Genomic DNA, 21,814 nt, shown 5'->3' on the forward strand with positions numbered 1-21,814 from the left:
GGTCTAAAGGATCCCAGGACCGGGTGTCAGGATGTGGTCAGGGTCATACATTCGTTTGGCGCGCTGGACTTCGGGCCACTGCTCGCCATAATGTGCGACCCAGTCCCGTTGACTGAAGTCTATTGAGCCGATCGGGTACCGGACTCCGCCGAGACTGCGTGCCTTGTCGAACAAATGGTTGTTGCGGGCCAGCATCTCTTTGGCGAAAGCCGGATTCGGGCCGGGTCGCTCGGACGCGGTGAGAATGTCGAAAAGGAAAACCCAATCGTCGTCGGGAACCCGCATCATCGGCCGGGTCAGCTTGGCCCGCTGGACAGGAAACAGCAGAACCCAGCCGCCCGCGCCGACATCACGTGGAGTGAGCGCGGGGACGACCTCGTTGACGTAACGCTCCACTGTGGAGGATGGCAGCCAGACGTCGAACCACGGCTTGACGAGTTCGTTCCACGAGATGCTCTGGCGCAGGCCTTCGACCTGAGTGTCGACGCGTTCGACGTATGTCAGGTGGTCGAGGTCGACGGCTTGGAAGACGGTCCCGCTGATCCCGCGCAGCAGTTCGGCGTCGTTGGGCGGGTTCACGGGATCGAAGGTGGCTGCGGCGAAGATGTGTGGCACGCCGCCGAGCCATTGCCCGAAGATGTCACCTATCTCGTTACGTGCCAACAGAGTTCGCAGATCCTTGAAGAACGTCTGCTGGTCGGCGTACGACAGGATGTACGAGCGGGCCATCGGTAACGCGGGCACCAAGTCCACAATGGCCCTCGTGATCACGCCAAACTGACCGACACCGGCGAGAACCGCTTCGAACAGTCTTCGGTTTTGCTTGTGCGAGCACCGGACTGCGCGACCTTCTCCCGTGACTACTTCGAGTTCTCTGACCCGGTCGACGATCAGACCTTCCCGGTTGGTCGACGACACGCCACCCATCGACAGCACGCCACCGATGGAAAGTCCAATGTAGCCAGTCAAAACCGGTGGCGTCAGCTGCTTCTGGTAGGCGGCCCTGGTCAGATCAAGCCAAGTCGCGCCCGCGTCGATGTCCGCGTAGTCAGGGCCGATCGCGTGAATCCTGTTGAGGGTCCGGCTGTCGATGAGCAGACCGGCGACCAAACCCTGGCCGTGCGTGGAATGCCCACGGCCTCGGGTGGCGACCTTGATCCGGTGCTTACGGCAGAACAGAATCATCTTCTCGATGTCACTGACCGACTTGGGCCGCAGCACTGCCAACGGTTTGCGGACTACGTATTGCCCGTTGTCGGTGGACACGTCGTCGAAGACGAGTTCACCGTCCAGGTGCGGTACACGTTCGAATGGGCCTTCCGCGGCCCAAACCCGTCCGACCGGGTCGAACCCTGCGACAAGAACACCAAGACCCAAGCCAGTCAACAGGTTCCGTCGAGTCAGCATATCGCCGGATGTTACTCGGGCCAGGCGTTGTCCTGAATGACCGAGACGAAATCGGCACGACGAAAGTTCGCCTCGAAATGCGCGATGACGTCGTCGTTCATCGTCCCGAAAGTGCTGTCCGGGCGGTCTTTCATGCCTTCATAGAAGGCCTTGATGATGCCCTTCTTGAAGTCCGGCCGCGGATGTGCGGCGGTGACGGCCTTGACCTCGTCCTCGGTGACCTGGTCGAGGTCGAACCCCAGCACATCGGTCTCCACACCGAGAGTGACCACGGCGATCTCGGGCGCGAGATACATGGGCAGCTCTGGCGTTGTGTGCAGCGCGATGGCGTACCAGACCTGGCGTGCGTCGTACTCGCTGTAACCGTGCTCGAGCAGGAACGCGAGCGCGAGCTCGGCACCGTCGACCTCGAAGCGGCGGTTTCTCGTGCGGTACTTCTCGGTCAGCCCGAGATCGTGGAACATCGCGCCGACGTACGCGGCCTCGGGGTCGACCTCGAGGCCACGGTAGCGGGCCTTGAGCGAGCCCCAGAGATAGACCCGGCGGGAGTGGTCGTAGAGCAGGTCGTCGGCGGCTTCCCTGACGAGGTCGGTTGCCGCCTTGGCGATGGGGGTGTCCGGGATTTCGATCCCGGCGATGATCTCGGTCATGACATGAGCTTGCCGCTGCTCAGGCAGCGCGCCCATGCGCTGGCAGACATACTTCGCAGTGATCCGGACATGGGAGTGCAGATGCGTGTGGGTGTCGTCGTCTTCGACGGTGTCAAGCTGCTGGACGTCGCCGGGCCGACGGAGGTCCTCGCCGAGGCCAACCGAATCGGCCGGACCGACTACTCGCTGGTCACGCTGGCGGTCGGCACGAACGCCGTGACCTCGTCGACCGGCATGGCGATCAAGGTCGACGGTGACCTGCGGGACGCCGAGGTGGACACGCTGCTGGTGGCTGGCGGTGACCGGCTTGTCGGCAGGCCGATCGAGCCTGCCCTTGTCGATGCGGTCCGGGACGCGGTGCAAGGCACGCCCCGGGTGTGCTCGATTTGCACGGGTGCTTTCGTCCTGGCCGCCGCCGGAGTGCTCGATGGCCGTCGCGCGACCACGCACTGGCAGCACGCGCGCCTGTTGGCGAAGAGCTATCCGGAGGTGGTCGTCGAGCCGGATTCGATCTGGGTGCAGGACGGATCCGTGTTCACCTCGGCCGGGGTGTCGGCCGGGATCGACCTAGCGCTTGCTCTCGTGGAGATGGACGCGGGTGGCGAAGTAGCCAGGACCGTGGCCCAGTCACTCGTGGTGTTCCTGCAAAGACCAGGCGGGCAGTCGCAGTTCTCGCCATCGACTTCGCGGCCGCGCCCGAAGTCGTCCCTGCTGCGCGAGGTGATGGACGCCGTTGTCGCGGATCCAGGCCAAGACCACTCCACAACGCGGATGGCTTCGTTCGCTTCCGTCAGCCCTCGGCACCTGACCCGCTTGTTTCACGCCGAGTTGGGGGTCACGCCCGCGAGGTATGTCGAAGAAGTGCGGATTGACGCGGGGAAACGGGCACTTGAACAGGGGATGACGGTTTCGGATGCGGCGCGGGAAGCCGGATTCGGGACCTCGGAATCCATGCGGCGTGCCTTTGTTCTGCGCGTGGGAGTTTCGCCACGCAGCTACCAGCAACGGTTCCGTTCCACGCTAAGATGACCTTGTTCTGGGGGGCAAGGGGAACATCAATCGTGTATCGAAGACTTCTCGTCCTCGCATGCGCTCTGCTGATCTCGATTCCGGCTCCAGCTGTGGCAAGCGGAGTCACGCAGTCGTCCGCCCTCGTCGGCGTGCAGCAGGTGCTTTACCGAGGCGGCACGAACGGCTATGGATGCTTCCGAATCCCTGTCCTGTCAAGGACTTCGGCGGGCACGCTGCTGGCATTCGCCGAGGCTCGCAAGTCGCCGTCGTGCGCTGATCGCGGTGACATCGATCTGGTGGTCCGGCGGTCCACAAACGACGGTCGGACGTGGGGACCGATCCGAGTGGTCACGTCGGGTTCGCCGACGGATCCGGACGCCCCGTTCACCCGGGGCAACGCGGTGCCGGTGGTGGACAGGGAAACCGGCAAGATCAACCTGATCACAACGTCCAATGAGGCCACACCGACCGGCAAACGGGTGCCGTGGATCCAGCAGAGCTCGGACGACGGTCTCACGTGGACCGCGCCGCGACCGTTGGGTGCTTCCTTCGACGGGACAAACAACGGATGGTTCGCTACGGGGCCTGCCCACGGCATCCAGTTGACAAAAGACGGGCCTTACAAGGGGCGTCTCATCGTTGGCGCACACCAGAAACCGAACTCCACGACCGTGCTGGCAGGTGTGCTGTACAGCGATGACCATGGTGAGACCTGGAATGCCAGCCAGGTTCCCAATTCCTTTGTGGCCGGTCAGCTCAGCCCCGGCGAGATCGCGGTCGCTGAACTGCCCAATGGCAACCTTTACGCGGCCGCGCGCAACGAGGTTGACGACGCACCTCACCGTGCCAAGGCAGTCAGTACAGATGGCGGCACCACGATGCCCGCGTTCAGCACGGTTCCATCGCTGGCATCACCGAACGTGCAAGGCTCGGTTCTGCCGTTGCAGCAGACTTATCGCACGACCCCGGGCGATGTGCTGATCTTTTCCGGGCCTTCGGATCCGAACAACCGGGAAGAGCTGAAGATCCGCTATTCCACCGACGGTGGCACGACGTGGGCGGGCGCGTCGAACGGTCTGGTGACCAACGAACGTTCGGGGTACTCGGACCTCGCCGAGCTCACTGGCGGCGAGATCGGCGTCGTCTACGAAGGTGGTGTCACGTTCTCCGCCGACGAGATCCGCTTCACCCGGTTCACTCCCACCCAACTGGGACTGCCAGGTACGACTCGGGGCACGCCGTCGCCGCAGCCCTCGGTGCCTGCCGGACTCACGACGCCGGACAGCACGGCCGAGGCCAACGATGCCTACCTGCGCGGGAACGCGACCTTGAACGACGGGCTCCTGCTCGACGGAACCGGGGACTACGCGGACATCCCGTACACGCGGACCCTCGATCCGGGTGCTGACGACTTCACCATCAGCACCCGGTTCCGCTATTCCGCCACTGAAACCAGTGCTGACCAGGTGCTTTTCTGGGGCTACGGCACCGGATCGGCCATCCCGCAGGTCTGGCTCAGGGTGCGACCAGGCAGCGACGAGGTTGCTGCTTGGGTGCAGGGCCAAGGCGGTCACGCGTATTTGACGATGAACGCGGTCCGTGCGTTTGGGGACGGCATGTGGCACCAACTGACCCTCACCAGGACCGGTTCCAGGGTCGATCTCACGATTGACGACGTCACGGCGACTGGAACCGGAGTTGTAGGCCCGGTTTCGACGGGTGTGACCGGCCTTCGCCTTGGTGCGAAACAGGATGCGACCGCCAGCGACGCGTTTGCCGGTCGACTCGGGAACTTCAGCTTGGTGCGTAACGGCGTTCCCCGGGTGAACCTGGCGTTCAAGACTGTCGATGGGGCCTCGGTGCCTGCGCGGGCTGTCGCACCGGTCACGGATGACGTGTCCGGGCATTGCGCGACCGGACGCTTGCTTGGTGGCAAGCAGACGCCGGTTCCTGGCCGTGCCACCAACACTGTGGCGTTGCCGGTCAACAGCGCGCATCCCGGGGTGGAAACCCCGTTCTCGCCGACGCTCGACCTTGGCGCTGGCGATTTCACCTTCGCCGTGTGGTTCAAGTACTCCGGTTCAGCTGAACAAGCGATTGTTTGGGCATACGGAACGACCTCGGGCAAGCGCTCGCTTTGGGTTCGGGCGCAGCCGGAGCACGATCAGCTGTTCGCCTGGGTGGAGACCGGCACGGACCGGGTCTCGCTCCACTTGGCGGACAACTCGAACCAGGTGGCATTCGGCGGTGACCGGTGGCACCTGCTTGCGTTGACGAGGTCGGGGGAGCGGGTGGAACTCAGTGTCGACGGCGGTGAGCCCGCGGTCGCCACTGGACTCACTGGGTCGGTCAGTGCCGATCAGGCCGACGCCATCAAGGGCCTGCGGCTAGGGTCCAAGATGGACGGATCAAACGTCATGCAGGGCGCGGTGGACGACTTCCGGCTCTATCACCGGGCGTTGACCAGTGCGGAGCTGGCGCAGGCCGCAACCGGGCGGTTCCCAGCCGATCTTGCCAACCTGTGGTGGACGTTCGAGAACCAGAACACCCAGGCACACGATGTCGTCCAGCCGATCACCGGCCCACAGACCTCGGACGCATCCGTCCATTGTGCACACGCGGCAGTGTCGGGAACCCCGGCGGTCGTCACAGGGAAGATCGGAAACGCTGTGCGGTTCGACGGTGCCGATGACGCGGTGTACATGCCGTACAAGCCAAGTATCGCTTTGGGGGACAAGGACTTCAAGGTATCGACCTGGCTGCGCTACGCCGGAAGCGGCGACCAGGTGGTCTTCTGGGCGTACGGCATGGGTGCGACCGAACGCGGCCTGTGGATGCGCGGCCAACCCACCCAGAACCGTCTGTTGGTGTACATGCAGACGGACACTGGCGCGTTCCAAGCCGCGACGCAGAGCGCGTTCAACGACGACGATTGGCATTTCGTTGAGGTCGAACGGAAAGCCGGAACGCTCACTGTGAGCGTGGACGGCATACAATCAGGCAGCGTGACTGTCAGCGGTTCTGTCACGTACGGCGACACGTTCGCGGTGGACGGGTTCCGGTTGGGCGCCAAACCGGACGGCACCAACCGTCTCATCGGGACACTGGACGAGTTCCAGATCCACCGTGGCGCGGCGTTGGCGGCACATCTGCCACTCAACGCCGCGTCATAGACAGCTACATTCTCGCGGTGACGAGCGGGGTGTAACCAGCGGACTGGCCTGTCCGATTTGGATGGTAGGACTCCGAGATCGGATCGGATAGTCCATTGATCCACTCGGTGTCGTCGCACACGGCGTGACCCGTGAACGCCGAACGCGGGTCCACGAAGGTGAAACCGTGTGCGGCGGCCCGTGCCGAGATCACTCCGGCGAGCAGGTCCGCGCTCTTGTTGAGCTCGGCCTGCTCGCCCGGGCTGATCCTGGCGAGCAGGTTGCATTCCTCGCCGTTGAAGATCCGCGGATAGCCGACCACGATCACCCGAGCACTCGAAGCGCGGCTGCGAATGGCGTTGTACAACGCGTCGAGCCTGCCAGGGATCGTGTTGCGGATGGTGTTGTTGGCGTTGTTGATCTCCGTGGTGCACGTGGTCGGCCATGGCTTGGCGCACTGGGTGATCACGGAACTGAACCCGGCGTCGTTCCCGCCCGCTGACACCGTTACGTATGTGGTGCTCGCGTTGAGACTGCCGAGTTGGTTGTTCTGAACGTCCGCGATCCGCGCGCCGGAGCACGCGGTGAACGTCAGCGTCGCCCCTTTTTGTTGCGCGGCGAGCACTGGATACGCGTAGGGGGAGCGTTGGCAGGAACCGCTGTCGGAGTAGTAACTACGTGACCCGGTTCCGGATGAGTACGAGTCGCCGAGGGCGCTGTACGTACCGGCGGCGGCCTGCACGGTGTGCACACCGACCAGGCTCAACCCGAGAACAAGCACGGAAAGCAAGGACAATCGGCGCATGGTGACCCTTCCAAGCGTCGAAGCAGGGAAGACCAGCTTGATCGGATCGCCCGGGTTCCTCAATGGACTGAACAGGTGAAGATTTCAACGATTGCCTGAACGACTGGTTACTTATTGCCCACCGCCCCTCGTGAGCGTTTTAGCCGGTTAGAACCGGCGAAACCACTCACGACCCTCACCCAGCGCGGCGCGGCTTCTTCGCGGTGGACTCGTCCGGAGAACCCTCGGCGATCCGGGCGAAGTCCGCGTTTGCCTTGTCTAACAAGTCGCGCATGGCACGCTCGGCGCCGACAGCGTCGCGTTCCCTGATCGCGTCCAAAACCTTGCGGTGACTGGGAACGGGATCATCAGCCTCGGCGCCGTGCACAACTTTGTCTCGCATGGCGAGGCCGTTGGCGAGAACTCGCTGCATCTCCATCAGCAACTGGTTGTGCGTCGCCCCGAACAGGGCCCGGTGGAACTCCAAGTCCGCCTCGACCGCGTCATCAGAGGCGTCGGCCATCCGGTCAAGCGCGGCCGTCATGTCCGACAGATCGTCCTCTGTGGCCCGTTCCGCGGCCATCCTGGCGGCCGCGGGCTCGATCACGGACCGAACTTCGGTCAGGTTCTCCAGCAGGTCCATGTCCGGCGGCCCTGCTGACCGCCAGCGCATCACGTCCACGTCGAACATGTTCCAGAAGGCCTTCGGGCGGACGAACGTGCCACGCTTCTGCCTGGCGTCCACAAGGCCCTTGGCCGAGAGGACCTTGAGGGCCTCGCGCAGCGCGGTCAGGCTGACGTCGAGTTCTTCCCGCAGGGCCATCAGGTCCAGCGTCGCCCCTTCCGGCAGGTCGCCGGACAGGATGCGGCCGGCAAGCGCCGCCACTGTCTGTCCATGGACGCCGCGAAGCTGGTAGTCGGCCACAGTGGTCCTCTCGTAGGTGGTGGGACCTAGTATCTCGCGCCGATGGGTGATCGTTGCAATAATAATTTAGTAATTTATCTTGACACGGGCGTCACAAGCTTGCAATCTCTCGCCATGAGCAACGACAGCTTCAGCCGCAGAGGGTTCTTGGCCGGTCTCGGCTCCCTGGGAGCGGCGACATTGCTCGGGGGATGTGCCACTTCCGCCACTGGTGGCGGCGGTGCGCAGACGAGTGGGGCAGTCACCATCGAGTCCAATCTGTCCGCACCGGCGGCCAAGGCGGCCATGCAGGCACTGGTCGACGCGTTCAACGCCCGCAAGGGCGCACAGGCCACTTTGAACACGATCGCGTCCGAGACCTACCGGACGCAGCTGCCGAGTTACCTTACTTCGCAGCAACCGTCCGATCTGTACACATGGTACGTCGGTTCGGTCGCACGGTCCTATGCGGACAAGGGGCTGCTGCTTGACATCAGCGATGTCTGGCAGAACGTCCAGGGCTACAACAATGCCGCGAAGACGTTGAGCACGGCTGGTGACGGCAAGCAGGTGATCGTGCCGATCAGTTACTACTGGTGGGGCATGTTCTACCGGAAGTCGAAGTTCGCCGAGTGGGGCGTGCAGCCGCCGACCGACTGGAACAGCTTCATCGCGCTGTGTGAGACGCTCAAGAGCAAGGGCGTCGCGCCGATCGGGATGGGAGCCGGTGGCACGACTCCGTGGGTCGCCTCCGCGTGGTTCGACTACCTCAACATCCGGATCAACGGCGCGCCGTACCACCGCGAGCTGCTCGCCGGGAAGCGCAAGTTCACCGATCCGCAGGTCAAGGCCGTGTTCGACCGGTGGAAGACGGTTCTGCCGTACTTCGACCCGCAGGGCACCGCGATTCCGTTCCAGGACGCGACCACGTCGTTGCTGCAGGGCCGGACCGCGATGATGCTGATCGGCACGTTCTTCGCCGACTCCGCGCCGAAGGACCAGCTCGCGGACATCGACTTCTTCCAGTTCCCGATCATCGACCCGGCCGTCCCGGTCGCCGAGGAAGGCCCGATGGACGGGTTCTTCGCCAGCGCCCGGTCCTCGCACGTCGCGCAGACCAAGGAGTTCCTGTCCTACGTGGCCACCGCGGAGGCGCAGGAGCTGTACGCCAAGGCCTCGACGAGCACGGTCCTGCCGGTCAACACCGGCGCAAAGGCGAACAGCTCGCCGTTGGTGGACAAGGGCAAGAAGCTGCTCGACAGCGCCGCGGAGATCACCCAGTTCTTCAACAGGGACTCCAGCGACGCGCTACAGCCGACCGCGGACACCGCGCTGATCAAGTTCTTCAACCAGCCGAACAACGTCGACGGCATCCTGTCCGAATGGCAGTCGGCAGCAGAGAAGGTGTGGGCCTCCTGACATGGCGACCCTGACCGCCCAGCGACCGAAGGTCAAGGCGCCGGTTGTCCACAACCGGCGCCGTAAGCGGATTTCCCCGCTGTTGCTCGCGTTCGTCCTTGTGCCGCTGGCGGTCGAGGGTTTCTTTGTCTTCTGGCCGGCCATCCAGGGCGTGTACCTGTCGTTCACGAGCTGGGACGGCATCACCGCACCGGTGTCGGTCGGCTTCGGCAATTACGTCGAGATGTTCTCCGACCCGACGTTCCTGTCGGCCTTGTGGCACACCGTGATCTGGCTCGTTCTGTTCGGCGGCGTGTCCGCGCTCGCCGGGCTCGGGATGGCGATGCTGCTGGCCAAGGAACGTCGTGGTGTCGGGTTCTACCGTTCGGCGTTGTTCACGCCGGTTGTGTTCTCGCTCGTCGCGACTTCCTTGATCTGGCAAGGGATGTACCAGCCCGACGGATTGATCAACAACGTTCTCGGCTGGGTCGGGCTCGAGTCGTGGCAGCATTCGTGGCTGGCCGATCCGGACACCGCGCTGTACGCCGTGATCGTTCCCGCGCTGTGGCGCCAGATCGGTTACGTCATGGTGCTGTACTTGGCCGGGCTCAAGGGAATCGATCCGACGCTGTACGAGGCGGCCACTATGGACGGTGCGTCCGCGTGGCAGAAGTTCACGAACATCACGTTGCCACAGCTGAAGAGTGTGAACTCGGTCGTGCTGTCGGTGATCGTGATCGACTCGCTGCGGTCGTTCGACGTGGTCTGGTCGCTGACCAAGGGCGGGCCGTTCCATTCGTCCGAACTGCTCAGTACCTATATGTACTCGACCGCGTTCCAGACGCTCCGGCTTGGTTACGCGTCCGCGCTCGCGGTCGTGATCTTCTTGCTGGCGTTCGGCGTGATCGTCGCCTACCTGGTGCGCGCGTTCAAGGAGACCGACTGATGAAGCGCGTCAAGACGGCCACCTTCCACCTGTTCGCCGGTGGTATCTCGATCCTGTGGCTGCTGCCGATCGGGCTGGTCCTGGTCACCGCGTTCCGCAGCTTCGACGACATCGCCGCGAACGGCCTCGGCAGCCTGCCGCGGTCGTTCACGTTCGACGGGTTCGTCTCGGCATGGACCGAGGGCGGTGAGGCGCGCGCCATGCTCAACAGCATGATCGTGACGATCCCGACCGTGATCATCACGCTGTTCCTCGGTGCGATGGCGGCGTTCGCGTTGAGCCGCTACGACATCCCGTACCGGCGCACGATTCTGCTGGTCATGCTCGCCGGAAACCTGTTGCCGCCGCAGATCCTGCTGGTCCCGGTGTCGCGGTTGTCCGAGGTCCTCGGCATCTACGACACTTTGATCGCCTTGATGGTCGTGCAGATCGGGTTCGGTCTCGGCTTCTACACCTTCGTGCTGTACGGGTTCATGCGGGCGATCCCCGGCGAGATCCAGCAGGCCGCGGTGATCGACGGCGCCAACACCTGGCAGGTCTTCTTCCGGATCATCCTGCCGCTGGCCCGTCCCGCGCTCGCCGCACTCGGCGCGCTGGCGTTCACCTGGGTCTTCAACGACCTGCTGTGGGCGATCACCGTGCTGAAGACCAACACCGTCATGCCGGTCACGCCTGCTTTGCTTGCCCTGCAAGGACAGTACGTGTCGGTATGGAACGTGATCGCGGCGGGCTCGGTGGTCGCGGCGATCCCCACGGTCGCCGTCTTCCTGAAGTTCCAGAAGCACTTCGTCTCCGGTCTGGCGGTCGGAGCCGTCAAGTGATCTGGACGTGGGCAGGCGGTTCGATAGAGGTGGCGACCGGCCGGGTCCTGCAGGTCTCGGTCGGCGGCCACGACGCGTTCTGGACGGCGGCCCACCCCGAAGGTTGGAACGTCGGCGGCGACCGGCTCTGGCTCGGGCCAGAACGGGATTGGTTCTGGGCCACCGACGACCCCGATGACCTGGCGGGACACATTGTGCCCGCGGAAATCGATCCGGGGGAGTGGCGCACGGTCCGTGACGAGCTGGGACATGCCGAATTCACCGCGAATCCCGTTCTGCACCACCGTCGAAATGGCACCAGCACGAAGGTCGCCATCACGCGGCACGTGTACCTGCGGTACGCCGACGCGCAACGAGTGGCTTACGAAGTCCAGACCGAACTGACGATCCAGGACGGGCCCGCTGGGCAAGAGCTGAGCGCGTGGAGTGTTCTGCAAGTGCCGACCGGCGGCGTGCTCGAGGTCGACTTGGCTGGGCCGTGGGCGTTTCGCGACTACCTCAAGCCAGTCGATCCTGACCGGTTCACCGTCGGTGACAACCGCGCGCAGATCCAGCTGACCGGCGACACGATGGGCAAGATCGGTGTCCGGCCAGACGTTTTCGCCGGATGGATGCGGTACACGACCGACACGCTGGCGATCGAACGGGCCGTGGAAGTCCAGCCACAGAGCCGTTATTGCGATCATCCGCTCGGCGCGGATCCGGCAACGCAAGGGGACGCGTTGCAGGTCTTCGAGGACGACGGGCACTACGGCGGGTACGCCGAACTTGAGCACCACAGCCCCGCGATTCGCGCGAACGGGACGAAAACGGTAGTAGACGTCTGCCGTACGGCGGTCACCCTTCGTCACCAGGCTTGACGTCCAGATTGGTCTATGCCAATACTTTCAGGTACGTGAACCACCCGGTCATGGCGCGTGGCCAGGTTGCTCCGCTCGTCACCCTGCCAGCAGCGAGGAGCAATCCCCATGCGTGCCTTCACCGCACTCGTCGCGGCCATCGCGGCGATCTTCCTCTTAACGGCTGCCACCAGCAGCGCAGCCAACGGGCTCAGCGCGACCTTCGTCAAAGTGTCCGATTGGGGCAGTGGCTTCGAAGGAAAAATCACTGTCACCAATGGGAGTAGCAGTGCCCTGAGCACGTGGACGGTCGAGTTCGACCTGCCAGCGGGCTCGCAGATCACCTCTTCGTGGGACACCGTTCGGACCAACAGCGGCCAGCACTACACATTCCGGCCGCCGGGCTGGGCCGGTCCGCTCGCGGCCGGCGCGAGCGCGTCCTTCGGCTTCAACGGCAGCCCCGGCAACTTCGGCGGCATCCAGAACTGCCGTCTCAACGCCGACTCGTGCACGAGCGGGCCCTCAAACCCAGGCGCGCCAGGCATTCCCGGCAACCCGACTGTCACGTCAACGACCAACACCAGTATTTCCTTGGCTTGGGGCGCGTCCACAGGAACCGTCACCGGCTATCGGGTCTACGAAGGCACAACCGTGCGAGCCACGGTTGCCGGAACCAGTGCGACCATCTCCGGCCTGACCACGTGCCAGTCCCGCACTTACACCGTGGCCGCGTACAACAACCTTGGTGAATCAGGGAAATCCAGCCCGGTCACGGGAACGACCACAGGATGCCCGCAGCCGGTTGGCGGCCGCGGCGCGCCCTACCTCTACATGGGTTGGGGCAACCCGCCGGGCCCGCAGACGGTCATGAACGCGACCGGCGTCAAGTGGTTCACGATGGCTTTCATCCTGTCCAGCGGTGGCTGCGCGCCCGCGTGGGACGGCAACCGGCCGTTGCAGGGCAGCGCTGACGCTTCGGCCATCCAGCAGATCCGGGCCGCGGGCGGCGATATTGTGCCGTCCTTCGGTGGCTGGAGCGGCAACAAGCTCGGCCCGAACTGCCAGACGCCCGAGGCGCTCGCCGGTGCCTACCAGCAGGTGATCAACGCCTACAACCTCAAGGCGATCGACATCGACATCGAGAACACCGACGAGTTCGAGAACACGGTCGTGGCCGACCGGATCGTCAACGCACTGCGGATCGTCAAGCAGAACAACCCTGGTATCCAGACGATCGTCACGTTCGGCACCACGACAAGCGGGCCGAGCTTCTACGGCAACCGGCTGATCGACCAGGCGCGGGCGTTGAACGCCAACATCGACATCTTCACGATCATGCCGTTCGACTTCGGCAGCTCGAACATCGGCGCGGACACCCAGAACGCCAGTGAGGGACTGAAGAACAAGCTGAAGTCGACGTTCGGCTGGACGGACGCGCAGGCGTACGCGCATATGGGCATCTCCGGCATGAACGGCCTTTCCGACCAGCAAGAAATGACGACAACCCAGACGTGGACACAGATCAGGGACTACGCCAAGTACCGTGGCCTTGCCAGGCTCGCGTTCTGGGCGGTCAACCGGGATCGCGGTTGCCAAGGTGGCGGTGTCGTCGCCAACTGCAGCGGGATCGCGCAACCCGACTGGGAGTTCAGCCGGATAACGGCTGGCTTCTAAGCCCTCGTGAGTGGTTATCCGTGTTAGAACACGGATAACCACTCACGAGGGTCCAATGTGGCCCGGCGGTCCCTGTCCCGCTGGGTCACTTTGTTTCACTGAACGGGAAATTGACGCCTTGACCGGTGCAGTGCTTCACTGCTGAATGTCCGATTCCGCCGCCAGCAACGTTGCTCGGAGGTCCCTGTGCCCACACGACGTTCAGTGCTGCTCGGTGGCGCTGGCGCGATGGTTTCCTTGCCAGTACTCGGTTCCCCGGCCTCGGCCGCGCTACCGGACTGGTCGGTCGAACTGGTCAACTCGACGATGGCGCGGTTCACCCCCGCGACGCTCGGCGGCTGGGACTACACGCGTGGTCTATACCTCTACGGCCAGTACCTGGTGTACAAGCGGACCGGAAACCAGGCGTACTTCAACTACATCAAGTCATGGGTGGACCGGTTCGTCGACGGCAACGGCAACATCAACAACAGCTTCAACAACCTCGACGCCATGCGGCCGGGCGTGCTGCTGCCGATCCTGCACGCCGAAACCGGCCAGCAGCGGTACAAGACCGCGGCCGACAAGATCCGCAACCGGTTCAACACCTACCCGCGTACACAGGACGGCGGGATGATCCACAACACCGGTTACACCGGCCAGCTCTGGGCCGACGGCGTCTACATGGCGCAGCCGTTCATCGCCGACTATGCCAAGCGGTACAACCAGACCTACGGGTTCGACGAGTCGACCCAAAACATGGTCACGTACTTCAACCGCCTGCGGTCCAGCAACGGCCTGATGTTCCACGCATACGACGCCGACGGGTCATCAGGATGGGCCACGGGCGCCGACCGGGCCTCGGACTTCCACTGGGCACGGGCGATCGGCTGGGTCGCGATGGCCGCGATCGACATCCTGGAAGTGTTGCCCGCCAACCACGTCCGGCGGCAGGCGATGATCGACATCATCCGGCACCTCGCCGGCGGCTTCCAGCGGTTCCAGGACCCGGCCAGCGGCCGCTGGTTCCAGGTCGTCGACCGTGGCAGCACGGCTGGCAACTGGACCGAGACGTCTGCCTCGGCGATGTTCACCTACATGATCTCGCGGGCGGTCGAGCGCGGGTACATCGACGCGAGCTTCAAGCCCGTCGCCGACCGTGGGTATCAAGGCGTGCTGCAGCGCATCTCGTTGGGCGGCGACGGTCGTACCAACGTCAGGGAGATCGTGGTCGGTACCAGTCCCGGTGACTTGAACTACTACTTCAACAGGCCTCGGCAGACCAATGACTTCCATGGTCTAGGTGCGTTCCTTGTGATGAGTGAGCAACTCATTCGAGTGCCCTGATCAGGCCTTTATCGATTGTGTGGCCGGATTCCGCCGGTGTTCGATCAGTGCGTCCGTTGGGGCAGGATTAATCGACGGAAAGTTCACCGACGTGCACCGGCGGGATCAATAGCGGGAGTCGTGAACCAGCAGGTGAACTGCCAGAACCGTCCCGGTTATTCGTGAGACAAAGTGCCCGTACGGGCAATTCTTCATATATCACTGGCTTAAAAATGCCGTCACTGTGACCGTCGTTATGTCCGAAAACCAACTTTAGTAGGTTGTCGGCAATCTCGCGTCATCTGCAAGATCACGCATATGGCACGAATCAGAAAAGCCGCCGCCATCCTGGTCCCCTTAGCACTTTCGGCGAGCCTCGTCGCTTTCGCGGGACCGGCGGAGTCGAAGCTCCCACAAGAGAGCCCGATCGACGTTGTCCATCCGCGGTTGGACACGCACGCGGCCAAGCTGAACATCAGCTACGGCCGCTCGGACCTCGACCTGCACTACGACCAGAAGGACGCCGCGGAACCCAACGGGTGCAACGTCCGGCACCACGAGGAGAGTGAGAAGGCCGAGGTCAAGTCCGGCAACCCGCACATCAGGCTTGGGTCGGACGCAACTGACTGGAAGTTGCTCCAGTTCCACTTCCACACCCCGTCAGAGCACAAGTTCGCAGGTCACAGCTACCCGCTCGAGCTGCACCTCGTGCACGAGAACGTGTCAACCAAGCAGCTCGCGGTCATCGGTGTCCCGCTGAAGGTCGGCGCGGCCTCCACTGTGGACACGGTGCTTGCCAAGCTCGCGCCGGAGTGCGGTGACAACGTCCACCTCTCCCAGATCGACCTGAACACGCTGCTGCCGCACGACAAGTCGACGCTGCGCTACATGGGTTCGCTGACCACGTTCCCGTACAGCGAGGGCGTGCGGTGGTTCCTGATGGGCGAGAAGACCGTCACGCAGGCCACGATCACCCGTTTCCAGCAGATGTTCCCGCACGGCAACTCCCGTGAGGTGCAGCCGCTCAACGGCCGCGTTGTCACCGCGGTGCCGCACATCTAGTACCGCATCACTCGAGTGACCGACTGACTGATCAGCGCATCAGCCATCTGGCCGATGCGCTGATCGTTTTCGCTGGCTTCGAGGCCGAAGCGGCGACCCACTTGGCCACGGCAATCTCCTCGGCGTTCGAACTTCAGCCGAGGAGGAGAAACGGTGACAGAGCCGATTCTGGCCGGACGTGGCGTGGTGAAACGCTACGGCGACGTGACCGCGCTTGCCGGGGTGGACATCACCATCGGGGCGGGCGAGGTGGTCGCCATCGTGGGGCCGTCCGGGTCGGGGAAGTCGACCCTGCTGCACGTACTCGCTGGGATCCTGCCCGCGGACGGCGGCGAGGTGTTCCTCGGCCGCCAGGCGATTACCCGGCTGTCGGAGACCGAGCGCAGCAAGCTGCGCCGCTCGCAGTTCGGGTTCGTGTTCCAGTCCGGCATGCTGGTCGCCGAGCTGACCGCCGAGGAGAACGTGGCGCTGCCGATGCTGCTCGCGGGCACCCCTCGCGACCAGGGGATCGCCGCCGCACGCGAGTGGCTGGTGCGGCTTGGCCTCGGTGGTCTTGCCAACCGCAGGCCCGGTGAGGTGTCCGGTGGACAGATGCAGCGGATGGCGATCGCCCGCGCGCTGGCCCACCGGCCACAGGTGATCTTCGCGGACGAGCCGACCGGTGCACTGGACACCAAGACCGGCGAGGAGACGATCGGCGCCCTGCTGACCGTCGCCAAAGAGACCAACGCGGCCGTCGTCATCGTGACGCACGACATCTCTGTTGCGAATCGGGCGCAGCGGGTTATCGAGATGCGTGACGGCCTCATCGCTGTGCGGGCGGCGGCGTGAACCCCGTCCAGCTCGCACTGCGGGTACTGCGGGGCGATTCCCGGAGCCGTACGTCAGCCATCTTCACTGCCATCGGTGTCGCGGTCGGGGTGACACTGGTGCTGTGGCTGGCAACGGTTCCGGGAGCCCTGCAGTCACGCGCCGACCGGGAAAGCTGGCGTAGCCAAGGGTATTCCAGCCAGGAGCAGTTCGAGCAGTCCAAGGACAACGCTGCTGTCCTGGTCGCGAACACGCGTGACAACGTCGGCACGCAACGGATCGAACGGTTCGACGTGGCCGCGCTCAAGCCGAACGTGCCTGTCGCGCCTGGGATCCCGAAGGTGCCGGGACCGGACGAGGTGGTGCTCTCGCCCGCGCTGGCCAAACTGGCCGCGAGCATGCCCGCCGACCAGTTGGCCGACCGGTTCAAGGGGAAGGTCGTCGGGCAGTTCGGGCCCGAGGCGCTGAAGTACCCCGATGAGCTGGTCGCGATGGTCGGGCACGATCCGAGCGAGATGCCCAACGCGTCACCGCGTGCGGGGCTGACGTCGTCCGGTGTGGTTGGCGAAGTGAATCCGATGCTCGTTTTCCTCAGCCAGATCGGCATTGTCGTGCTGATCGCGCCATGCCTTGTGCTCGTGGCATCGGCGGCACGGCTGACCGCGGCTCGCAGGGAGCGTCGACTGGCTGCGTTGCGGCTCGCCGGGGCAACCCCTCAGCAAGTCGTGGCCATGACCGCGGCGGAGACCGCGATCGCGTCGATCATCGGCGCTGTTCTCGGTGTGGTTATTACGTTCCCGATGCGGGAACTGACCGCGTTGATTCCGTGGGACGGCGGCGGCTGGTATCCGTCGGACTGGACACCGTCCGGCCTGCTGATCGCCGGAGTGCTTGTGCTGGCGCCACTTCTGGTGGTTGGTGCCGCGGTCTTCGGGTTGCGGCGCGTGGTGAACCGGCCGTTGGGTGCCGCGCAGCAGCAGAACAAGCGTCAGCCCAACGTGGCACGGTTGCTCTGGCTCGTCGGTGCCGCCGTGGCGTTCGTCGTCGCGATCGGTGCGGCCCAGAACAGCCGGGGCGACAGCGGGATGTTCTTCGTCCTCATCGGACTCGCCGCGGTGGCTGTGTCGCTGGTGTTCGTTGGTCCGCTCGTGACTTCGGCGATCGGCCGGATCTTCACGCACCGCTGGCGATCGCCTGCCACACTCCTGGCCGGGCGCAGGCTGATGGACGATCCGAAGGCCGCTTTCCGTGCGTCCGCCGGTGTTGTGCTCGCGGTCTTCGCTGGATCGATGGCGCTGGCCATGTTCCCGAGCGTGGAAGCCCAGATCGGTTACAGCTCAGGGAAATGGCGTGACGGCGTGTTCGTCGCTGAAGGCTCCGGGCACACGAAGGACCAGATCGACGACGTGAAGGCCGACCTCACCGCGCGCGGTGTCAACGCGCCGGTGATCGAGATCGGTGAAGGCAGCTTCCGTAGCAACAGTGACAAGGACAGGTCGATGTCCGGCCTCGTGCTCGGCTGCTCGGACGCCGCCCAGGTGCTGGGTGCGAAGATCGACGGCTGCCGTCCGGGACCGGCGATCTACCTGCCACGCGGAACCGCGCTCGACCCGTCCCGCCTGGAGTACCAGTCCTACACCAGCAAGACAGGCGATTACCTCCCGCTGCCGCAGGGTGTTTCGGTTCAGGAGTACAACCCCAGCGGGTGGTACGGAATCCTGATGGACCCAGCGGTCTTCGGGGACCGGCCGGACGCGACCGGGACTGTCGCCGTGGTGACGTCACCGGCCAACCGGGAGGTCGTGCACACGGTCCTGGTCCGTAACCTGCCCGGGATTTCGTTGTACAGCAACGAAAGGTACGACTCGCGGGCAGACACCCTGTCGGGCGACCTTCGACGGGCGACGCTGCTCGGGTTGAGCATCGCCACCGTGCTGGGCGGGATCAGTGCCGCTGTCGCCGCGGCGGGCTCGGTCGTGGACCGGCGCCGGACGTTCGGGGCGCTGATCGCGGCAGGTACCCCGGTCAGCGTGCTGACCAAGGCTTTGCGCCGGGAGGCGATGCTGCCCGCGCTGGTCGCCACGCTGGGCGCGGGGACCGCCGGAGTACTGGTCGGCTCGGGGTTGCTGACCCTGATCAAGGGCGAAGTCTCGCTCAATCCATGGATTCTCACGCCGGTCGTGCTGGGAATCGTCGTTGCTCTGATGGCCGCCGCCGCTTGCGGACCTGTACTCCGCCGGGTCTCGGCAAGGGACTATTCGGACGAATAGAAAGCCGCCATCGCCATGACGCCGGGGGAAGTTATCGGGGCTTCCTCCGGCGTCTTTCCTTCGCCGGAGTCATGGCTGATCGGCTCGGATCCGCTTCTGCTGTGCCGACTCCCTTTCTCCTATGCCGACTCTCTGATGATCAGCGTCGGGTCGAAGATGACCGACCGTGGCGCCTGCTCCGGGGATTCGATCTGTTCCAACAGGATCCTGGCCATCTCGGCCGCCATTTCCTCAAGCGGCTGGACGACCGTGGTCAGCTGCGGCCGTGAGGTCAGCGCGGGCCCGCTGTTGTCGAAGCCGATCAGGGCCACGTCATCCGGGGCCTGACGGCCGTTCTTCTGCAGCACGAGCAAAGCCCCATGTGCCATCAGGTCGTTGGCCGCGAACACGCCGTCGAGGTCCGGGTGTTCGGACAGCAGCCGGGACATGGCCGCTTCGCCGCTTTCCTGCGTGAAGTTGCCTTCGGCGATCGGGATGTAGGGAAAACCGTGTCGTGCCATGGCTTCCTGGAAACCGGACAGTCGGTCCTGCGCCGCGGGCACGTCCAGCGGGCCGCAAATCGTGGCCACTCGCGTGCACCCGCGGGCGACCAGATGGTCGGCCGCGAGCGCGGCGCCCGCTTGGTGGGCCATGTCCACGTAACTGATCGGAACCGGCCGCGCCGGGCGGGCGAAGAGCACCGCGGCCAGCCCAGCATCGGTCAGCAGCCGGGGGAGTGGGTCTTCGGGATGCGTGGAGACGAGCAAAGCCCCATCCGCGTTGCCGCGCTTGAGGAAATCGACCACCTCGGCACGGGCCTTGTCCGTCTCGGCCAGCATCAACACCGGGTGAATGCCCTGGTTACGCAGGAAACTGACCACGCCACCGGCCACCCGGCCGAAGAACGGGTCGGCGAACACCTGGGTCGCGAACTCCTCGCCCTGGCCCGGCGCACCCGCCATGACCAGGACGATCGTGCCCGCGCGGCGCGTCACCAGCGACCGGGCCGCCTGGTTGGGCGTGTACCCGGTCGACTGGATGGCTTTGCGGACCGCTTCCTGGATCTCGGTGTCCACGTTGCGGATACCGTTGATCACTCTGGACACGGTCGCCCGGGACACGCCGGCGACCCGTGCGACATCCTCGAGGGTGGGTGTGCGAGCTGCCGGCTTGCTCATGCCCTATTTCTACAACCATCCACGCCCGGCGTTACGAGAGCGTTTTCATTCAGCTGTGGCCAGCCGCTCAAGCCAGTGCTTGAGCAGGTTCACCTCGGGCTCGACCAGCTCGGTGCCCGGGTCGGCGTCCAGGATGGCCTTGAGCTGCAGCGCCTTGGCCGCCAGCGACGAGGTTTGCTTTGGCTCCTTGTCCACGAAGATCGCCGAGAACACCGCGTCCCGCTGACGCCGGATGAGCTCGCTGTCCGAGTACACCTCCGGCTGTGTGACCAGGCTCAATGCCACGCCAACGCTCGCGGTCATGACCATCTGCGCGGCGGCTTCAGTAGGAATGCGCAGCCGTCCGGCCTCTGCACAGCGTTCCAGCAGTTGGCGCAGCAGATCCAAGGCCTCCTGCGCGGCTTTGGGAACCGCACTCAGCGCAGGGGAGTACATCATTCGGTAGACCGTGGGGTGCTCTCGTGCGAACGCCATGTGGTTGTCCCACCCGTTCATCACGTCGACCACGGGGTCGTCCGAGGGCTCGGCCACCCGCTTGATCGACAGGTACTGCTCGAAGCCGTGGTCGACGACCGCGCTCAGCAGCCCGCTTTTGTCGCCGAACAGCCGGTACAGCACAGGTGCGCCGACGCCGACCGCCTCACAGACCGCACGCGTGGAGATGTCCCGGTCAGGTGAGGAGTCCAGTAGTTCCGCAGCCGCTTCCAGCATGCGTGTCCGTAGATCCTCCATGCGTAGAGCGTAGCAGTGATACGCGAGATTGTTAGCGATGTTACCTACGTCATAGTGTTGATACGGGTTTGGGGGTAGCGCCGCTACGATCCATGCCGTAGCGTTGCTAACAACAGAGCGGAACGGCGCTAACAAGGAGAAGAAAATGACTCGGGTTGCCATCGTCACCGGTGCTTCTGGCGGAATCGGCCGCGAGGTCGCGGAGCGGCTGGCCAAGGACGGCATGACTGTTCTGGTGCACTACTCAGGTAACAAGGTCGCCGCCGACGAGATCGTCGAAGGCATCGTGAAGGCGGGCGGGACGGCAAGCACCTTCCAGGCCGACGTCGCCGACGAGACCCAGATCAGCGCCCTGTTCGACGAGGTCGAGCGCCTGTACGGCGGCGTGGACGTGGTCGTGAACACCGCGGGCATCATGCCGCTCGCGCCGCTGGTCGACCTGAAGCTCGAAGACCTGGACCGCGTGCACCGCACCAACATCCGCGGCACGTTCGTGGTCTCGCAGCAGGCCGCGCGGCGCGTTCGCGAAGGCGGCGCGATCATCAACTTCTCGACCTCGGTTACCAAGATCGCCGTCCCCGGCTACACGGCCTATGCGGCAAGCAAGGGCGCCGTCGACGGGATGACGCTGATCCTGGCCAAGGAGATGCGCGGCCGCAACGTCACGGTCAACGCGGTGGCCCCTGGCCCGACCGCGACCCCGCTGTACTTCACCGGCAAGCCGCAGTCGGTCATCGACGCGGCGACCAAGGCAGCTCCGCTTGAGCGGCTCGGCCAGCCTGAGGACGTCGCCGAGGTCGTGTCGTTCCTCGCCGGTCCGGCCCGTTGGATCAACGGCCAGGTCATCTACACCAACGGCGGCGTCGTCGCCTGATCGGCTGGTACTGGGCTC

At 64.6% G+C, this 21,814-nt stretch carries 18 protein-coding genes; 12 read left to right on the plus strand and 6 right to left on the minus strand.

From position 1 onward, the window contains the following. Positions 1-3: 3 nt before the first annotated feature. Positions 4-1,407 (minus strand): FAD-binding protein, encoded by a 1,404-nt coding sequence (locus LWC34_RS51230; protein WP_233733484.1) that lies wholly within the window; start codon positions 1,405-1,407, stop codon positions 4-6. An 11-nt stretch (positions 1,408-1,418) separates the two neighbouring features. Further along, positions 1,419-2,057, minus strand: a complete 639-nt coding sequence (locus tag LWC34_RS51235; RefSeq protein ID WP_233733486.1) for an HD domain-containing protein — start codon at positions 2,055-2,057, stop codon at positions 1,419-1,421. 3 nt (positions 2,058-2,060) lie between these two features. On the opposite strand from LWC34_RS51235, the gene LWC34_RS51240 reads away from it, so the two are divergent. Together LWC34_RS51240 and LWC34_RS51245 are read left to right on the plus strand one after the other, a co-directional pair. Then, on the plus strand, positions 2,061-3,086 hold the full coding sequence (locus LWC34_RS51240) for a GlxA family transcriptional regulator (RefSeq protein WP_233733488.1): 1,026 nt from the start codon (positions 2,061-2,063) through the stop codon (positions 3,084-3,086). Positions 3,087-3,118: 32 nt separating this feature from the next. Then, a complete protein-coding gene (locus tag LWC34_RS51245; protein ID WP_233733490.1) occupies positions 3,119-6,241 on the plus strand; it encodes a LamG-like jellyroll fold domain-containing protein in 3,123 nt (1,040 codons plus the stop codon). 4 nt (positions 6,242-6,245) lie between these two features. Here the strand turns inward: LWC34_RS51245 and LWC34_RS51250 are convergent, their stop codons facing one another. Further along, positions 6,246-7,025 carry an SGNH/GDSL hydrolase family protein gene (locus LWC34_RS51250; protein WP_233733491.1) on the minus strand — a complete coding sequence of 260 codons (780 nt, stop codon included), beginning with the start codon at positions 7,023-7,025 and terminating at the stop codon, positions 6,246-6,248. Positions 7,026-7,200: 175 nt separating this feature from the next. After that, on the minus strand, positions 7,201-7,929 hold the full coding sequence (locus LWC34_RS51255; RefSeq protein ID WP_233733492.1) for a FadR/GntR family transcriptional regulator: 729 nt from the start codon (positions 7,927-7,929) through the stop codon (positions 7,201-7,203). A gap of 114 nt (positions 7,930-8,043) precedes the next feature. On the opposite strand from LWC34_RS51255, the gene LWC34_RS51260 reads away from it, so the two are divergent. The 9 genes from LWC34_RS51260 to LWC34_RS51300 all read left to right on the plus strand — a co-directional run bounded on the left by LWC34_RS51260 (position 8,044) and on the right by LWC34_RS51300 (position 19,033). Then, the gene (locus tag LWC34_RS51260) at positions 8,044-9,327 is read left to right on the plus strand and encodes an ABC transporter substrate-binding protein (protein WP_233733493.1); all 1,284 of its coding nucleotides are present in this window, start codon (positions 8,044-8,046) and stop codon (positions 9,325-9,327) included. 1 nt (position 9,328) lies between these two features. Then, positions 9,329-10,252 carry a carbohydrate ABC transporter permease gene (locus tag LWC34_RS51265; RefSeq protein ID WP_233733494.1) on the plus strand — a complete coding sequence of 308 codons (924 nt, stop codon included), beginning with the start codon at positions 9,329-9,331 and terminating at the stop codon, positions 10,250-10,252. Then, positions 10,252-11,073 (plus strand): carbohydrate ABC transporter permease, encoded by an 822-nt coding sequence (locus LWC34_RS51270; RefSeq protein ID WP_233733495.1) that lies wholly within the window; start codon positions 10,252-10,254, stop codon positions 11,071-11,073. Before LWC34_RS51265 ends, LWC34_RS51270 begins: the two co-directional genes overlap by 1 nt. Further along, positions 11,070-11,933, plus strand: a complete 864-nt coding sequence (locus LWC34_RS51275) for a hypothetical protein (RefSeq protein ID WP_233733496.1) — start codon at positions 11,070-11,072, stop codon at positions 11,931-11,933. The genes LWC34_RS51270 and LWC34_RS51275 overlap by 4 nt, the downstream gene beginning before the upstream one ends. A 108-nt stretch (positions 11,934-12,041) precedes the next feature. Further along, entirely contained in the window at positions 12,042-13,586 is a 1,545-nt protein-coding gene (locus LWC34_RS51280) for a cellulose binding domain-containing protein (protein ID WP_233733497.1), read from the plus strand. 186 nt (positions 13,587-13,772) lie between these two features. Continuing rightward, on the plus strand, positions 13,773-14,912 hold the full coding sequence (locus LWC34_RS51285) for a glycoside hydrolase family 88/105 protein (RefSeq protein ID WP_308200281.1): 1,140 nt from the start codon (positions 13,773-13,775) through the stop codon (positions 14,910-14,912). Between the two features lie 297 nt (positions 14,913-15,209). Next, positions 15,210-15,953 carry a carbonic anhydrase family protein gene (locus tag LWC34_RS51290; RefSeq protein WP_233733498.1) on the plus strand — a complete coding sequence of 248 codons (744 nt, stop codon included), beginning with the start codon at positions 15,210-15,212 and terminating at the stop codon, positions 15,951-15,953. Between the two features lie 153 nt (positions 15,954-16,106). Then, the gene (locus LWC34_RS51295; RefSeq protein ID WP_233733499.1) at positions 16,107-16,784 is read left to right on the plus strand and encodes an ABC transporter ATP-binding protein; all 678 of its coding nucleotides are present in this window, start codon (positions 16,107-16,109) and stop codon (positions 16,782-16,784) included. Continuing rightward, entirely contained in the window at positions 16,781-19,033 is a 2,253-nt protein-coding gene (locus tag LWC34_RS51300) for an FtsX-like permease family protein (RefSeq protein WP_233733501.1), read from the plus strand. The genes LWC34_RS51295 and LWC34_RS51300 overlap by 4 nt, the downstream gene beginning before the upstream one ends. A gap of 119 nt (positions 19,034-19,152) precedes the next feature. Here the strand turns inward: LWC34_RS51300 and LWC34_RS51305 are convergent, their stop codons facing one another. Continuing rightward, on the minus strand, positions 19,153-20,190 hold the full coding sequence (locus LWC34_RS51305; RefSeq protein WP_233733503.1) for a LacI family DNA-binding transcriptional regulator: 1,038 nt from the start codon (positions 20,188-20,190) through the stop codon (positions 19,153-19,155). 45 nt (positions 20,191-20,235) lie between these two features. Then, positions 20,236-20,922, minus strand: coding sequence for a TetR/AcrR family transcriptional regulator (locus LWC34_RS51310; RefSeq protein WP_233733505.1), 687 nt, complete (start codon positions 20,920-20,922; stop codon positions 20,236-20,238). A 145-nt stretch (positions 20,923-21,067) separates the two neighbouring features. Between LWC34_RS51310 and LWC34_RS51315 the strand changes: the two genes are divergently transcribed. Further along, positions 21,068-21,796 (plus strand): SDR family oxidoreductase, encoded by a 729-nt coding sequence (locus LWC34_RS51315; RefSeq protein ID WP_233733507.1) that lies wholly within the window; start codon positions 21,068-21,070, stop codon positions 21,794-21,796. Positions 21,797-21,814: the final 18 nt, after the last annotated feature.

This window comes from Kibdelosporangium philippinense, assembly GCF_021390435.2.
Classification (GTDB): domain Bacteria; phylum Actinomycetota; class Actinomycetes; order Mycobacteriales; family Pseudonocardiaceae; genus Kibdelosporangium; species Kibdelosporangium philippinense.

Coding starts and splice junctions, on each gene's coding strand:
- LWC34_RS51310 (WP_233733505.1), bottom strand. CDS start 20,922: ATGGAGGATCTACGGACACGCATGCTGGAAGCGGCTGCGGAACTACTG.
- LWC34_RS51315 (WP_233733507.1), top strand. CDS start 21,068: ATGACTCGGGTTGCCATCGTCACCGGTGCTTCTGGCGGAATCGGCCGC.
- LWC34_RS51235 (WP_233733486.1), bottom strand. CDS start 2,057: ATGACCGAGATCATCGCCGGGATCGAAATCCCGGACACCCCCATCGCC.
- LWC34_RS51265 (WP_233733494.1), top strand. CDS start 9,329: ATGGCGACCCTGACCGCCCAGCGACCGAAGGTCAAGGCGCCGGTTGTC.
- LWC34_RS51260 (WP_233733493.1), top strand. CDS start 8,044: ATGAGCAACGACAGCTTCAGCCGCAGAGGGTTCTTGGCCGGTCTCGGC.
- LWC34_RS51240 (WP_233733488.1), top strand. CDS start 2,061: ATGAGCTTGCCGCTGCTCAGGCAGCGCGCCCATGCGCTGGCAGACATA.
- LWC34_RS51250 (WP_233733491.1), bottom strand. CDS start 7,025: ATGCGCCGATTGTCCTTGCTTTCCGTGCTTGTTCTCGGGTTGAGCCTG.
- LWC34_RS51280 (WP_233733497.1), top strand. CDS start 12,042: ATGCGTGCCTTCACCGCACTCGTCGCGGCCATCGCGGCGATCTTCCTC.
- LWC34_RS51305 (WP_233733503.1), bottom strand. CDS start 20,190: ATGAGCAAGCCGGCAGCTCGCACACCCACCCTCGAGGATGTCGCACGG.
- LWC34_RS51230 (WP_233733484.1), bottom strand. CDS start 1,407: ATGCTGACTCGACGGAACCTGTTGACTGGCTTGGGTCTTGGTGTTCTT.
- LWC34_RS51290 (WP_233733498.1), top strand. CDS start 15,210: ATGGCACGAATCAGAAAAGCCGCCGCCATCCTGGTCCCCTTAGCACTT.
- LWC34_RS51270 (WP_233733495.1), top strand. CDS start 10,252: ATGAAGCGCGTCAAGACGGCCACCTTCCACCTGTTCGCCGGTGGTATC.